Raw genomic sequence first — 14,803 nt, 5'->3', positions numbered from 1 at the left:
CCGCGACGTCACCGTTTTCCCAGCGACAGCCGGTCAATTCGACATATTCCTTTTCCGCGGCACTGTCGTTGGTCAGCGAGCGCGCCGGTCGCGAACCCACTGCGCCAGCCGCACCCGGGATTTGAGCCCGAGCTTGCGGTAGACGTTGCGCAGATGCGTCTCCACCGTCCGCTCGCTGAGGAACAGCGCGGAGGCGATGTCCGCGTTCGACAGTCCCTTCCCGACGAGCACAGTGATCTCCGACTCCCGCCGGGTGAGCGGCCCGGACCGCTGCGCCGGCACCGAATGCCCCTGCTTCACGATCCGCTCCGGCCAGGGCGCGCTGCCCGCCGCGGTGAACGCCGCCGTCGCCGAGGACGCCACCACCTCCGCTTCCGGCGGTTCCAGCAGTTCCGCCAGCTCCAATTCCGCCTGCGCGGCAAGCAGATTCATCCCGAACCCGCGAAGCACGGTGGCCGAACCGCGCAGCCGGTCGACCGCCTCTGTCGCGTTCCCCCGGGCCGCCTCGGCGAATCCCTGCTGACGGTCGGCCAGCGCGTGCAGGACCGGAGCGTTGCTGCCCGCCCCGCGAAGCAGGCCGACCACGCGGTCAGCCTCCGCCAGATCTCCCCGCTGCACCGCGGCGTACCCGGCGAAGGACACCCGAAGACAGTTGAGCTGCGTGTCGCCGAACGGCAGCGTGTCGGTCAACGCCGGGGCTTGTGCCGCCACCCCGCGCCGCACCGCCAGCGCCGTCGCCGCCAGGTCGAACGCGTCCAGGAGGTCGATCTGCGAAGGGTCGTAGTGGCGGCGCGCGTCAGCCAGGTCCGCCGCCGCCTCGTCCAGGTGACCGCGTTCGGCACGGACAAACGCCCGCCCCGCAAGGGTTCGCCCCACCAACCGGTCCTGCCCGACCCGGCGTGCCTCCGCCACCGCACTGTCCATTTCAGACAGTGCGGTCCGGAGATCGCCGGAGAAGTACCGCGTGGTCGCGAGCATCGTCTGCAGATAACACGTGGCGGACGGCAGCCATTGCCGGACCGCCGGAGTACTGCTGACGTCCGCGACCCGGATCGCCGTGACGAGATCGCCGCGCAGCGTCGACAACCCGTTGAGCATCATCCGCGGAGCGAACGCGAGCCGCGGACCTTCGTCACCGCAGCGAAGCGCAAGCTCCAGCGCACTGCGCAGCTCAACGACCGCCGTCTCGACATCACCCGCCAACGCCGCCAGCGCACCGGCCCCGAGATGCGCGACCGAATGCGCCCCCGGAGTGTCGCTTGTGGACGGAAGCGCGACGAGTTCCCGCGAAATCACCGCCAGTTCCGGAAAATCGCCGTGCCGCAGCGCGATGATCCAATGGATCAGCAACCGGGTCGGCGGATCCGTGTCCGGACGTCGGCCGCTGGCCCTGGCCAGCCCGACCGCCGCCGGAAGATTCCCGCGCTCGACTTCGAGCAGCGCCTGCAAATGCCGCCACGCCCGTCGGCGCTCAGTGTCCTGCCCGCGCCGCTCGCTGAGCGCGACCGCGTCCCGCAACAGCTCAGCGGCCTCGTCCAACCGGCCACGTCCCTGCTGCAATCTCGCTAAGTCGACAAGCAACGCAGGCACCGCGTCCGGCCGCGCGTCCCGCGCCCGCCGCAATGCGGCCGCGAGGTACTCGGCAGCTTCGTCCAAGTCCCCGACGGTCAGCGCCCGAGTCCCCGCCGCGCTGAACGCCTCGATCGCCCGGTCCACCGGAACGCTGTTCCCGCCGGCCGCGTAGTGCGGCGCCGCCGCGACGGTCCGGTCCGCACGATGCAGCGCCGCCCCGATCGCCGCGTGCAGCGCCCTCCGCTCGCCGAGCAGAAGTTCGTGATAAACCGCCTCGGCGTAAAGCGGGTGCGCCACTTGATAATGCGGCTCGACCTCGGACTGGTGTTCAGTGACCAGCCGACGCCCGACCAGCCGCCGCAACGCCGCGTGCAGCGCGGACAAGCTCATCCCGGAGACGTCGGCGAGCACCTCCGGCCGCCCGTGCGTCCCGGCGACCGCGACCACCTCCAGCAGCCGCCGGTCCACCTCGCCGAGCCTGCTGATCTGCTCCCGCACGATGTCCCGGATCACCTCGGGCAGCGGCCCGCACATCCGGCTGGCGACAAGATGCCGGGTCAGCGCGACGACGAACAACGGAAACCCGGACGCCCGCGCCGTGACCGCGCGCAGCAACGCGAGCGGCGGCGGAGTGCCGAGGACGTGCTGCACCAGATCGCGCACCGCCTGGTCGGTGAGCGGCGCGAGTTCGAGCAGCCTTCCCGCCTGATGCCGCCGAGTCGCCTCGGCCATCGCGTCGAGCGCCTCGTTGTCGACGCCCGAGCGGAAACACCCGATCACGAGCAGCGGGAGTTCCTCCGCGTTGCGCCCGAGATAGTGCAGTAGTTCGATGGTCCCCCGATCAGCGCAATGCAGGTCGTCAACGACGAGCAGCACCGGGCCGCGGACAGTGAGCTGCCGGGTCGCCGCGAGCACCGCCTCGCACATCCGGGTGCGCTGCAGTCCGGGATCCCCGGATTCGGGCGAAACCGGACGCAGATCGGGGAACAATGCGCCGAGATTACCGAGCTCCGGAGAAAATCCGGCGGATTCACTCAGATGGCCGCGGAAAGCCTGGACGATCGGCGCGTACGAAAGGCCCGACAACAACGGGTCCGCGCGCCCCTCGACAATCGCGAATCCCTTGCCGCGCGCCGCCCCGATCGCCTCCGCGGCCAGCCGGGACTTGCCGATCCCCGGCTGCCCGCACACCAGAGCCGCGCCCCCTTTTCCCCGGCCCGCGGCGGCGATCGCCCCTGCCAGCACAGCGAATTCGGCGTCCCGGCCGATCAGCGGAACGCCCGGTTCAGATCCGCGATACGAGCCGACCCCGCCTCTTCGCGGCAGGTCCGCACTCCCGGCCGGTGCTGCGTCCATTCGCCAGCCTCCCCGAACAAGTGCCCACGAAACCATACCGCTCGGGAGCGGAAGCACGAGCGAATTTCTCACTAGGGGAAATGGCGAGGAGAATCTGGCCGCTGACCTGCGGAGGACGCATCAAGGCCGCTCGGGTCAGGCTGGCGAGGCACAGCTGAGGACAATTTTCCGGATGTGGGCAATGGGGTGAATGATGCCGAGGAGCAGTTCCGGAGGCGGTTCGAGGTGCTCTGCGGAAACGGCGTGCGCGGCGATCTAGCCAGGTTCGGCTGTGCTGGGCGAACCGCAGAGGTCACCGCCTTCGTGGCCCGGTGCCATGCCTTCGCCGCTGCTCCACGACCGTGCGCACACACTCCGGAATGCGCTGCCCGCCGCTCCGGGACCGCCTGCGCACGCACTCGCTTGCCCCGGCGTGCAGATCGTCCACCCGCCGCATGCCGTTGATCTGCAGGCTGTGGACGGAGACCTGGCACGCAGCCCTCCGGTGCACCACCCGCCGCCGCGCTCCGACTTCGCGCAACACTCCGATGCGCGACTCGCCCACTGCCCGCTGCGCAACACTCCGCCCCGCGCTATCCGGCCGTCACGTGAGACCGCACCGCTCACCCGCCGCACTCGGAATTCGCCTGCGCACAAGGCTCCAGCGCACCACCGACCCGCCACTCCAGGCCCCGCCACGCATCACCCCGACACACCACGCCCAGCCCGACTCGCTACCTGCCCACCAGCGGAGATCCGCCGCCCGGCATTCCAGCGCGCTACCCGCCGCAGCGCCGCATCCAGCGCGCCACCCGCAGCACTCCCCCACATCACCCCGGACCCCGGCGAAGGGGCGCCCGAACCCGGACGCCCCCACCCGGATCAGTCCACCAGCAGATCCTCAATCATGATCGGAATGCTCCGCACCCGAACGCCGGTCGCGTTGCACACCGCGTTCGCCACCGCGGCCGCCATGCCCACCGCGCCGATTTCGCCGACACCGCGGGCGCCGACCGCGTTGTGCAGCGTGTCCGGGTATTCGACGAACTGCACGTCGATCTCCGGGATGTCGGCGTTGACCGGCAGCAGGTAACTCGCGAAGTCAGCGTTCGCGAAGCGCCCGCTCGGCTCCACTTCCAGCCCCTCGTGCAGAGCCGCGGACACGCCCCAGATCATGCCGCCGGACAGCTGGCTCCTCGCCTGCGTCGGGTTGATGATCCGGCCGCCGTCGAAGACGCCCAGCATCCTCGACACCCGGACCTCCCGGGTCAGCCGGTGCACCCGGACCTCGCAGAACTGCGCGCCGAAGGAGCTGAACGAATGCTTCGTCATCTCCTCACCCGGCGCGGAGGAACCCTTGGCGGACAAGGACTCCCGGCCGATCGCGCGCAGCAGTTCACCGAACGGCATGGTGCCGCGGTTGCCGTGCAGCAGACCCTCGGCGTACGTGACCACCTCGCCCTCGAACGGCGCGCCCGGTTCGGCGGCGAGCGCCACCAGTTCGTCGAGCAACTCCGTCGCCGCGAGCATGATCGCGGTGCCGGTGCTAGCCGTCGCGGTCGAGCCGCCGGACATCCCGCCCGGCGCGTACCGCGAATCGCCCAGGTGCGGGGTGACGCGGTCCGGTTCGATGTCGAGGGATTCGGCCCCGATCGTGGCCAGCACGGTGAGCAGCCCGGTGCCCGGGTCCGCCCCGCTCGTGGACACGTCCGCGGTCTCGTCCGCGTTGAGCGTGATCTCGACCGTCGCCGGGAAGCGCAGCCCCGGGAACATCGCGGTCGCCGTGCCCATGCCGACGAGCCAGTCCCCGTCGACGTGCCCGCGCGGCGACCGGTTCGCCCAGCCGAACCGCTGCGCCCCGATCTCGTAGCACTCGTCGAGGTGCTTGCTCGACCACTGCAGATCGACCCCGGGAGGAGCGAGCGAACTGTTGCGCCTGCGCAGTTCGATCGGGTCCATCTCGAGCGCGATCGCGAGTTCGTCGACGGCGCTTTCGAGCGCGAACGACCCCGACGCCTCCCCCGGCGCGCGCATGAACGTGCCCGGCGGGATGTGCAGCGGCACCATCTTCTGGCTGATCGACAGGTTCTGCGTCGCGTACCACTCGCGCGAGGTGCCGTGCGACGTCGGTTCCACAAAGGACCGGCTCATCGACGTGGCGGACCAGGAATCGTGCTGCACCGCGATCAGCGTGCCGTCGCGGTCCGCGCCCAGTGCGACCTTCTGCACCGTGGCCGGCCGGTTCGCGGTCGCCGTGAACACCTGCTCGCGGGTGAGCGCGCACTTCACCGGACGGTCCAGCGCCTTGGCCGCGGCCGCGGCCAGCATGCCCGGTGCCGAAGTGCCCGCCTTGCCGCCGAACGCCCCGCCCACATACGGATTCACCGCGTGGATGGCCGACGGTTCGATGCCCAGCACCCCGGACATTTCCATGGCCTGCAGGTGACTGGCCTGGTTTCCGCTGTAGAGGGTGAGTTCGCCGCCGTCCCACTTCGCGACCGCCGAATGCGGTTCCATCGCCGCGTGGTTCTGCGTCGCGGTGCGGTACGTCTGCGAGACGACGACCGGGCTCTGCGCCAGTGCGTCCACAATGGACTCGACGCCGTCGGCGAGCACCTCGATCGACGGCGCGGCTCCCCGGCTCTCCGGCGCGTCCTCCGCGGTCGCGAGCCCGTCCTCCATCGACGTCTGCGCGGGCTTTTCCTGATACGAGACCTCGATCAGCCCCGCCGCGTCCCGAGCCTGCTCGAACGTCTCCGCGACGACCAGCCCGATCGGCTGCCCGTAGAACACGACGTCCCGGTCGTGCAGCGGCAGCCACACGTCGCCCATCAGCTGCGACTTGAACGGGTGCAGCTCGAGCGGGTCGAACGGGCTGTAAACACCGACGACCCCGGGCGCGCCCTTCGCCGCGGTCACGTCCATCGCGGTGACCTCGCCGTGCGCGATCGTGCTGAGCACGATGTACCCGTACAGCATGCCCGGGAACGTGCGGTCCAGCGCGTAATCGGCCTGGCCGGTGACTTTCCGCGGACCGTCCAGCCGCGCCGTCATGCCCGGCTCCCTTCGGTCAGTTCGAGCAGCGCGCGGACGATCGTCCGCTTCAGCAGCGAAGGTTTGAACACGTTGCCGGACAACGGCTTTGCCCCCTCGACAGCCACCGCGGCGGCAGCGGCGAAGGCTTCCTCGGTCAGCTCCGCGCCGCGCAGCGCCTCTTCCACGGCGGGCAGCCGCCACGGCACCGTCCCGACCCCGCCCGCCGCCACGCGGGCGTCGGCGATCTTCCCGTCGCGCACGTCGAGCGCGACCGCCGCCGAGCACAGCGCGAACTCGTACGACTGCCGGTCGCGGATCTTGACGTACGTGGAGTTCTCCGCCCAGTCGAGCCGCGGCACGCGCACCTCGGTGATCAGCTCGCCGGGACGCAGGTCGTGCTCGATTTCCGGGGTGTCGCCCGGTTCGCGGTAGAACTCGGTGAGCGCGACCGTGCGGGTGCCCTCGGCGCTGGCCAGCACGACCTCCGCGTCGAGCGCGACCAATGCGACCGCGACGTCGCTGGCGTGGGTGGCCACGCAGGAGTCGCTGGTGCCGAGGATCGCGTGCATCCGGTTGACGCCGGAAATCGCCGAACACCCGCTGCCCGGCGAACGCCGGTTGCACGGCATGGCGACGTCACGGAAGTACGAGCACCGCGTGCGCTGCATCAGGTTGCCGCCGATGCTGGCCATGTTCCGCAGCTGCTGCGACGCGCTGAGCAGCAGCGCGCGCGAGATCGCCGGGTACACGCCGGGATGCGCGGCGATGTCGCCCATCCGCTCCAGCGCGCCGAACCGCAGGCCGTCGGCGGTGTCGATGCCCCGCAGCGGCAGGTCGTTGATGTCCAGCACCTGCTGCGGGGTGAGGACGTCGAGCTTCATCAGGTCGACCAGGGTGGTGCCACCGGCCAGGTAGGTTCCCGCGCTGCCCAGCGCGTCCTCGACCGTGGCGGGTGCGGTGAGCTCAAACGGTCGCATCGGCCTGCCTCGCCTGCTCCACGGCGCGCACGATGTTCGGATAAGCCGAACAGCGGCACAGATTTCCGGACATGAACTCGCGGACGTCGGACACGTCGTCGCGCACCGCGGCGACCGCCGACATCACCTGACCGGACGTGCAGAACCCGCACTGCAGCGCGTCCTGGTCCACGAACGCCTGCTGCACCGGGTGCAGTTCGTCCTCAGTGGACAGTCCTTCGACGGTGGTGACGGGACCGCGCACGGCGGCCGCGAGCGTGAGGCAGGACAGCACCGGCTTGCCGTCGACGTGCACGGTGCACGCGCCGCACTGGCCGCGGTCGCAGCCCTTCTTCGGACCGGTGACGCCGAGCCGCTCGCGCAGCGCGTCCAGGAGGGTCACTCCCGGCTCGACGCTGACCTGTTCGGTTCTTCCATTGACTTCAAGGGAAATGTCCACAGTAGGGTTCGCTTTCCCGCAGCCCGTCCGCGGCGGACGTCCTGCAGCGTGATGGTGGTGGTGACGGCCCTTCGGGAACACGAGCCGCCGGGGTAAACCGGATATTCATCCGCTTGGCTCGCTTTGAACGAGGCTAGCGGATTAGAATCCGCTACGCAACGAAGTGGAGCTGCTCCAGGTGGGGCTGGAGCAGCTCCAGGTCAGACAAGGCGAAGCAAACGCGGGAGGCGCGATGCCGGTGAGCCCGCGGCGGGCGGACACCCGGCGCAACCACGAACGGATCCTGGCGGTGGCCGCGGAAACCGTGAGCCGAGCGGGAGAAGTGTCGTTCAACGCGGTCGCCAAGGAAGCGGGCGTCGGCGTCGGCACGGTGTACCGGCACTTCCCCACGCCGGAGTCGCTGGTGCTGGCCGTCTACGAGCGCGAGGTGAACCAGCTCGTCGAGATCGTGCCCGAATTACTCGCCAAACATTCCCCCGATCAGGCGCTGCGCGTCTGGATCGTGGACCACCTGGCGCACTACATGATGACGAAACGCGGGCTGGCCAACGCGTTGCGCGCGTCGCAGAGCGAACTGCCGACGCAGGCGTACGCGCGGATGCTCGACGCGCTGGACACCCTGAGGAAGGCCAACGCGGAGGCGGGCACGATCCGGCCGGACCTGAAGACGGACACCCTGATGCGCGGCCTCGGCGGGCTGTTTTTCCTCACCCCGGAAGGGAATTGGAAGGCAGAGACCGAAGGAGTGGTCGACCTGGTGTGGCACGGAATGCGGCTGGACTGACCTCCTCGGAGCCCAGGGTTCCTCGCACAGCCGCCGCAAACCTCATTCCGAAGTGGACAACACCTTCAGGTCAACCCCGGCCCGCTCGAAATGCCCCCGCGGATCCGGCACCAGCTTGCGCTTCTCCAGGTCCATCAGCCCCAGCGTGCACTTGATCTCGGCCGAGAGCGTCCCGTCCAGCTTCACAATCCGCGAGGTCATCCAGAACACCTTGCCGTCGCCGAACGAGGCGTCGCAGGTTACGTCCACCACGTCACCGGCACGCAGTTCCCGCCGGTACACGATGTTCGACTCGAGCAGCACCGCCGCGAGCCCGGATTCGTACAGGCCCGCGCCGCCGGCTGCCTCGACGACTTCCAGTCGCGAGACCTCGCCGTACGAGTGGTACACGGCGTGGTTCAGGTGGCCCAGCGTGTCGAGTTCGTAGTGGCGCACCTTGATCCGGGTGCGGAACGGTTCGCGATCAGTCACGCAGCCCACGTTAGTTGTCGTAGAAAAGTTCCTCGACCACGGCATGCGCGTGCCTCGTCACACGGCGGTAAGCGTCGAGGAACTCGCCCGGGTCGTCGTCCACCGAGTAGCCGAACACGCGCGCCACCGCAGCCAGGTCGCGGCCGGTGCCGGGCACCTCGTCCGCTGCCTTGCCGCGCACCAGCATCGTCGCGTTGCGCACGCGCGTGGCCAGCAGCCATGCCTCGCGCAACGACTCCACCGATTCGGCGGGCGCGAGGCCCGCTTCGGCCAAGGCGGTCAGTGCGTCGAGAGTCGACGTCGTCCGCAGGCCAGGCACCTCGTGCGCGTGCTGCAACTGCAGAAGCTGGACGGTCCACTCGACGTCGGCGAGACCGCCGCGGCCGAGCTTCGTGTGCCGCGTCGGGTCGGCTCCGCGCGGGAGACGTTCGGTCTCCACCCGGGCCTTGATGCGCCGGATCTCGCGCGCGTCCGTCGGGTCGAGCCCGCCGTCGGGATAGCGCAACGGGTCGATCATCTCGATGAACCGCTGGCCGAGCTCCTCGTCACCGGCGACGAACCGGGCCCGCAGCAACGCCTGCGACTCCCACACCTCGCCCCAGCGCTGGTAGTACGCCCGGTACGACTCCAGTGTCCGGACCAGCGGCCCGCTGCGTCCTTCCGGACGGAGATCGGCATCGACGACCAGCGCCGGGTCCGCGCTCGGCGCGCCGAGGATCTTCCGCACCGTCTCCGCGACCGAAGAGGCGAACCGCAGCGCTTCGGCGTCCGGAACCCCTTCGGCGGGCTCGCAGACGAAGAGAACGTCGGCGTCCGAGCCGTAGCCCAGTTCCGCTCCGCCGAGCCGCCCCATGCCGATCACCGCGATCGTCGCCGGGGTACGCCCCAGCTCAGCCTGCCGTTGCCGGTAAGCCGCCGACAACGCACCCTGCAGCACCGCCACCCACACGCTCGACAGCGCTTCGCAGACCGACGGAACATCCAGCAGTCCCAACAAATCCGCGCACGCGACACGCAGCAGCTCATGCCGCCGCAACGACCGGGCCGCGGTGACGGCAGCGCTCAACCCGGGCTGACGACGCACGGCAGCCCGCAGCGACGTCGCCACCTCTGCCGGAGTGCGTCCGGTCAGCCGCGCCGGATCTCCCAGCAGCTGAAGCACTTCCGGCGCGCGGACGAGCAGGTCCGGCACCAAATTCGACGTGCCGAGCAGGAAGGCCAACCGCTCGACGACAGTGCCCTCGTCACGCAGCACCCGCAGGTACCAGGGCGTGTCCTGAAGCGCCTCGGACACCTTGCGATACGAGAGCAGACCGCCGTCCGGATCCGGCGTATCGGCCAGGCAGTCGAGCAACACCGGAAGCAGCGCCTGCTGAATCGCCGCGCGCCGCGACACCCCCGAGGTCAGGGCCTTGATGTGCTGCAGCGCCCCTTCCGGCGCGGCGTACCCGAGCGCGGCGAGCCGGCTGGCGGCCTGTTTCGTGGTGAGCCGCAACGCTTCCGTCGGCACATTCGCGACCGACTGCAGCAGCGGACGGTAGAAGACCTTCTCGTGCAGCCGCCGAATCCCCTGCGCGTGGCGGCGGAACTCGGCCAGCAGCGCCTCGCCTTGGCTGCGCCCGCGAACCGGCCGAATCCCGCAGGCGCGGGCGAGAATCCGCAGCTCATCGGTGTCCGAGGAGGCGGGGAACAGGTGCGTCCGCCGCAACCGGCGCAGCTGCAGGCGGTGCTCGACGGTGCGCAGGAACTCGTACGACGAACTCATCTCCGCCGCGTCCGCACGGCCCACGTACCCGCCGTCGCCAAGCGCGGCCAGGGCATCCAAAGTGGACGGCGAGCGCAGCGCGGGATCCACCCGGCCGTGCACGAGTTGCAGCAGCTGCACCGCGAACTCGACGTCCCGCAGTCCGCCGCGCCCCAGCTTCAGCTCGCGTTCGAGATGCTCCGACGCGACGTGGTCCTCCACCCGCCGGCGCATCTGCTGGACCTCGGTCACGAAGTTGTCGCGGTCCGCGGCCGACCACACCATCGGCGCGACCATCTCGGCGTACTGCCGCCCCAGCTCGGCGTCTCCCGCCACCGGACGCGCCTTCAGCAAAGCCTGGAACTCCCAGGTCTTCGCCCATTTCCGGTAGTACGCGGTGTGTCCTTCGAGCGTGCGCACCAGCGCGCCGCTCTTGCCTTCGGGCCGCAACGCCGCGTCGACCTCGAAGCACGCGTTGCCGACCAGCCGCATCATCGTGCTGGCCAGCCGGGTCGCGACGCCGAGGTCGCCGGCCCCGACGAAGATGACGTCGACGTCGCTCACGTAGTTCAGCTCGCGACCGCCGGTCTTGCCCATCGCGATCACCGCGAGCGTGCCTTCGGCGGACGCCCCGACCTCCTGCTCGGCGACCATGAGCCCCGCCTGCAGCGACGCTTCGGCGAGGGTGGTCAGCTCGCTGGCGACGTCCCGGAACTGCGGGTGTTCCAGCCCGGGCTCCACGAGGTGTCCGAGGTCAGCGGCGGCGATGCCGAGCAGCAGCCCGCGATAGCCAGCACGCAGCTCGTGTTCGGCCGCGGTTCCGGTGACATACGTTCCGTCGTCCTGCCGGACCCGCTCAAGCAGCCGTTCCGCGAACTTCGCCGGATCAGTGCAGCGGTTGTCCGCCAGACAACGCCACTCACCGGGATTGGCGACCAGGAAGTCCGCCAACGCGGTGGAGGTGCCGAGCACGCCCAGGAGCCGCCCGCGGAACGTGCGGTTCTCTCGGAGCGCGCTGTCCAGGTCGGGCCAGCCGGGCTCGTCGGCCTCGCGGATGCGGTCGAGCCCGGCCAGCGCAAGGTCGGGATCCGCGGCGCGAGACAAGGCGAGGAGGACGTCCGTGGCACCGTCGGCGGGTCCGCCTTCGGTCCACCAGCCCGCCGCGCGCAGTTGACCGTCGGCCCGGGTGTCAGTGAAGCCGTACCTGGCCGCCGAAGCTGTGGTCCGCGCGCGCTCTGCCATCGCTCACACCGTAGCCGGACACGGGGCGGTTCAGGCAGCCAGGCGGTCCGGTTCCGTATCGGCGGTGGACGGCTCGGGGACCTGGAAGCTGTGTGCGGTGACGGGTTTGCGCCGCGACAGGAGGTAAATCCCGGCCGCGAAGAGAATTCCCGCGACGCCGACCGAGATGGTCCCGGCCTCGCCGAGCGAAGCGATCTTGCCCGCCGCCGCGCCGACGATCGCCGCCGCGGGCAGCGTGAACAGCCAAGCGATGACCATCCGGCCTGCCATCCGCCAGCGCACCGGAGCCTCGCGCCGGCCGACGCCGGAGCCGACGATGCCGCCCGAGCACACGTGCGTGGTCGACAGCGGGAAACCGAGGTGCGAGGACAGCAGGATCACGACAGCGCTGCTGGTCTGCGCGGAAAAGCCCTGCGGGCCTTCGATGTCGGTGAGACCCTTGCCGAGGGTGTGGGTGATCCGCCAGCCGCCGAGATACGTGCCCAGCGCGAGCGCGGACGCGGCACTGATGATCACCCAGACGGGCGGCGCCGACCCGGCAGGGAGGCTGCCAGCCGCCACGAGCGTCAGGGTGATGACGCCCATCGTCTTCTGCGCGTCGTTGGTGCCGTGCGCGAGCGAGACGAGCGACGCGGAGACGATCTGGCCAACCCGGAATCCGCGCCCGCCGCGCTTGCGGACCAGGAACCGGTAGACGAGGAAGGTGACCGCGGCCGCCGCCACTCCCGCGATGATCGGGGACGCGGCGGCCGGAACGAGCACCTTGTCGACGATCTTGGCGAAGTGCACGGAGTCCGCGCCCGCTGACACCCAGGTCGCGCCGATCAGGCCGCCGAACAGCGCGTGCGACGAGCTCGACGGCAGGCCGACGTACCAGGTGAAGAGGTTCCAGACGATCGCCCCGATGAGCCCGCCGAACACGATGGCGGGCCCGATCCTCGTCTCGTCGACCAGACCGCTGGAAATCGTTTTCGCGACCTCGACCGACAGGAACGCGCCCGCCAGGTTCAAGACCGCAGAGATCGCGACGGCAACGCGGGGCCGGAGTGCTCCGGTGGCGATCGAGGTCGCCATCGCGTTCGCCGTGTCGTGGAAGCCGTTGGTGAAATCGAAAACCAGCGCCGTGCAGATCACGACGACGACGAGCAGCGAGGGGTCCACCCCGACCTCCGAACCCTACGGAAATACCTCTCGCAAGGTACCTGACCGTTTGGGTGAACCGTTAACGCGCCGTAAGTGATCCCGACGTCATCCGTTAAGCCAACGGCAACTGGCGTTGACTTTCCGGAGCCGCCTGTAGCTGCCCGGCGGCCAACTGGACGAACCGGCGCGCGAACGGACGCCACGTCTCCGCGATTTCCGCATGCGCAGAGATCAGGCTCTCGCCCTCGAGCGCGCCCGGACGGGTGAGTTCCGCCATTTCCGGCTCCGCTTCGGCCCAGGCGAGGACGACGTCCGGCGTGGTCTCGATGTGGAACTGGACACCGTAGACACAACGGTTCATCCGGTAGGCCTGGTTCGCGTACTTCGGCGTGGACGCGAGCAGCTCGGCGCTCGCCGGCAAGACGGTGATGACATCGCGGTGGAACTGCAGGACATCCGGGAGGAAGGGCATGTCCGCGAACAGCGGATCGATCCACGCGGCGTCCTTCTTGGACACCAGCCCCGGCCCGACCTCGGGACCGGCCCCGCCCTCCGCGACCTGCCCGCCGGTCGCGACGGCGAGCAGCTGCGCGCCGAGACAGATCGCGAGCGTCGGCACGGCCTTGCCCGCCGCGGCGGCGAGAAGCTTCCGGACGTCGATGAGCCAGGGGTGCTGGGAGTCGTCGAGCACACCCATGCCGCCGCCGAGGCAGATCAGCCCGTCGTAGCCGTCGAGACTCGCGGGCAGGTCCTGCTCCGGCGGCAGCCGCACGTCGAGCTCAGCGCCCGCCTCGGTGAGCCACTCCCCGAGCGGCCCGACGGGATTGCTGGCATCGGGCTGGATGATGAGCAGACGAGTCACGCCGTCCAGGGTACGGCCATGCCGGCCTCGGTCGGATAGCCGTGGGCGAGCCAGGTCGTGATGCCGCCGGAGAGCCGTTTCACCGTGAAGCCGAGCTGCGCGAGCCGGTACGCGCCCTGGGTGGCGGCGTTGCAGTAGATGCTCTCGCAGTAGCAGACGTAGACGAGGCTCCGGTCGAGGTCGCGGGTGCTTTCCTCGGTCATTTCCCGGTACGGCAAGCAGATCGCGCCCGGCAGATGCGCTTCGGCGTAGGCGCCGGGGCTGCGGGTCTCGACGAGGACGTAGCCGTCGGTGCGTCCGTCCGCCAGGTCCAGGGCGAGGTCGACCGGGTCGACCTCGAAGGCGAGTTCGCGCCCGAAGCACTCGACGGCGTTGGCAGGAGCTTCGATGGGAAGGGAGAGGATGCGAGGTTTCACGCTGTTGATCCTTCCGTTCCCAGGGCAGTGGGAGACAGGGGAAGATCCAGGTGTTCCGCCGCTCTCACCAGGGTTTTCCGGGCCTGGACGGCAGTTAGCCTGGAGTTTGTGGAAGAGGTGCTGAAGGTGGAATTGGACGACGTCGATCGGCACCTGCTGGAGCTGCTCCAGGCCGACGGCCGCTTGACGTTCTCGGAGCTCGGCCGCCGGGTCTCGCTGTCCGCGCCGGCCGTGACGGAACGAGTGCGCCGGCTGGAGCAGCGCGGGGTGATCACCGGCTACGCCGCGCGGGTCGATCCGGAGAAGCTGGGCCGTCCGATCCAGGCGATGGTCCGGGTCCGCGTCCGCAGCCTGGACGGCCCGCGGTTCCGCGAGGCGATCCTCCCGCTGCCGGAGATCACGGACGCCGACCATGTCACCGGAGACGAGTGCTGGCTGCTCCGGGTGCACTGCCGTACGACAGCGGAGCTGGAGCAGTTCGTGGAGCGAGCCCATCGCTACGGCGAGACGACGACCTCGCTGGTGTTCTCGTCCCCCGTCCGAGGCCGCGGGTTGCCGCTGTGACCCGGATATGACGAAGGCCCGAACCCCGGCGGGGTTCGGGCCTTGCCGCGTGCGGGCCGGGAAATGAGTCTGGGCCCCGGGAGAACCGCGAGGGTTCTCGGACCGGGGCCCAGACTGTTTGGTTAAGTTCGGCGGTGTCCTACTCTCCCACAACCCTTCGGTTGCAGTACCATCGGCGCAGTCAGGCTTAGCTTCCGGGTTCGGAATGGGACCGGGCG

At 69.9% G+C, this 14,803-nt stretch carries 11 protein-coding genes and 1 rRNA gene; 2 read left to right on the top strand and 10 right to left on the bottom strand.

Going from position 1 to position 14,803, the window contains the following annotated elements; translation table 11 throughout:
* Nucleotides 1-72: 72 nt before the first annotated feature.
* The 4 genes from ABZX37_RS37505 to ABZX37_RS37490 form a co-directional block, all read right to left on the bottom strand.
* A complete protein-coding gene (locus ABZX37_RS37505; RefSeq protein WP_354747819.1) occupies nt 73-2,928 on the bottom strand; it encodes an AAA family ATPase in 2,856 nt (951 codons plus the stop codon).
* Nucleotides 2,929-3,789: 861 nt separating this feature from the next.
* Nucleotides 3,790-5,961 (bottom strand): xanthine dehydrogenase family protein molybdopterin-binding subunit, encoded by a 2,172-nt coding sequence (locus ABZX37_RS37500; RefSeq protein ID WP_354747818.1) that lies wholly within the window; start codon nt 5,959-5,961, stop codon nt 3,790-3,792.
* Nucleotides 5,958-6,920 (bottom strand): xanthine dehydrogenase family protein subunit M, encoded by a 963-nt coding sequence (locus ABZX37_RS37495; protein WP_354747816.1) that lies wholly within the window; start codon nt 6,918-6,920, stop codon nt 5,958-5,960. Before ABZX37_RS37495 ends, ABZX37_RS37500 begins: the two co-directional genes overlap by 4 nt.
* Nucleotides 6,907-7,359 (bottom strand): (2Fe-2S)-binding protein, encoded by a 453-nt coding sequence (locus ABZX37_RS37490; protein ID WP_354747814.1) that lies wholly within the window; start codon nt 7,357-7,359, stop codon nt 6,907-6,909. Before ABZX37_RS37490 ends, ABZX37_RS37495 begins: the two co-directional genes overlap by 14 nt.
* 232 nt (nt 7,360-7,591) lie before the next feature.
* On the opposite strand from ABZX37_RS37490, the gene ABZX37_RS37485 reads away from it, so the two are divergent.
* Nucleotides 7,592-8,143: a TetR/AcrR family transcriptional regulator gene (locus ABZX37_RS37485; protein ID WP_354747812.1), complete on the top strand. Its 552-nt coding sequence runs from the start codon at nt 7,592-7,594 to the stop codon at nt 8,141-8,143.
* A gap of 42 nt (nt 8,144-8,185) precedes the next feature.
* On the opposite strand, the gene ABZX37_RS37480 is transcribed toward ABZX37_RS37485, so the two are convergent.
* The 5 genes from ABZX37_RS37480 to ABZX37_RS37460 all read right to left on the bottom strand — a co-directional run bounded on the left by ABZX37_RS37480 (nt 8,186) and on the right by ABZX37_RS37460 (nt 14,021).
* A complete protein-coding gene (locus ABZX37_RS37480) occupies nt 8,186-8,614 on the bottom strand; it encodes an acyl-CoA thioesterase (RefSeq protein WP_354747810.1) in 429 nt (142 codons plus the stop codon).
* Between the two features lie 10 nt (nt 8,615-8,624).
* Entirely contained in the window at nt 8,625-11,600 is a 2,976-nt protein-coding gene (locus tag ABZX37_RS37475) for a bifunctional [glutamine synthetase] adenylyltransferase/[glutamine synthetase]-adenylyl-L-tyrosine phosphorylase (protein ID WP_354747808.1), read from the bottom strand.
* A gap of 30 nt (nt 11,601-11,630) precedes the next feature.
* Nucleotides 11,631-12,761, bottom strand: a complete 1,131-nt coding sequence (locus tag ABZX37_RS37470; RefSeq protein ID WP_354747806.1) for an inorganic phosphate transporter — start codon at nt 12,759-12,761, stop codon at nt 11,631-11,633.
* Nucleotides 12,762-12,855: 94 nt separating this feature from the next.
* Nucleotides 12,856-13,605, bottom strand: a complete 750-nt coding sequence (locus tag ABZX37_RS37465; protein WP_354747804.1) for a type 1 glutamine amidotransferase — start codon at nt 13,603-13,605, stop codon at nt 12,856-12,858.
* Nucleotides 13,602-14,021, bottom strand: coding sequence for a rhodanese-like domain-containing protein (locus ABZX37_RS37460; RefSeq protein ID WP_354747802.1), 420 nt, complete (start codon nt 14,019-14,021; stop codon nt 13,602-13,604). The genes ABZX37_RS37465 and ABZX37_RS37460 overlap by 4 nt, the downstream gene beginning before the upstream one ends.
* A gap of 126 nt (nt 14,022-14,147) precedes the next feature.
* Here ABZX37_RS37460 and ABZX37_RS37455 point away from each other — a divergent pair, with 126 nt between their 5' ends.
* A complete protein-coding gene (locus ABZX37_RS37455; protein WP_354747918.1) occupies nt 14,148-14,585 on the top strand; it encodes an Lrp/AsnC family transcriptional regulator in 438 nt (145 codons plus the stop codon).
* A gap of 126 nt (nt 14,586-14,711) precedes the next feature.
* On the opposite strand, the gene rrf is transcribed toward ABZX37_RS37455, so the two are convergent.
* Nucleotides 14,712-14,803, bottom strand: a 5S ribosomal RNA gene (gene rrf / locus ABZX37_RS37450); the annotation flags it as partial.

Source organism: Amycolatopsis sp. NPDC004079, assembly GCF_040610415.1.
GTDB lineage: Bacteria > Actinomycetota > Actinomycetes > Mycobacteriales > Pseudonocardiaceae > Amycolatopsis > Amycolatopsis halotolerans.
This window is presented reverse-complemented; position numbering and strand designations above follow the sequence as displayed.

Bases quoted from the DNA above. Each gene is read 5' to 3' on its own strand.
- ABZX37_RS37505 (WP_354747819.1), bottom strand. From the start codon at position 2,928: ATGGACGCAGCACCGGCCGGGAGTGCGGACCTGCCGCGAAGAGGCGGG.
- ABZX37_RS37500 (WP_354747818.1), bottom strand. From the start codon at position 5,961: ATGACGGCGCGGCTGGACGGTCCGCGGAAAGTCACCGGCCAGGCCGAT.
- ABZX37_RS37495 (WP_354747816.1), bottom strand. From the start codon at position 6,920: ATGCGACCGTTTGAGCTCACCGCACCCGCCACGGTCGAGGACGCGCTG.
- ABZX37_RS37485 (WP_354747812.1), top strand. From the start codon at position 7,592: ATGCCGGTGAGCCCGCGGCGGGCGGACACCCGGCGCAACCACGAACGG.
- ABZX37_RS37475 (WP_354747808.1), bottom strand. From the start codon at position 11,600: ATGGCAGAGCGCGCGCGGACCACAGCTTCGGCGGCCAGGTACGGCTTC.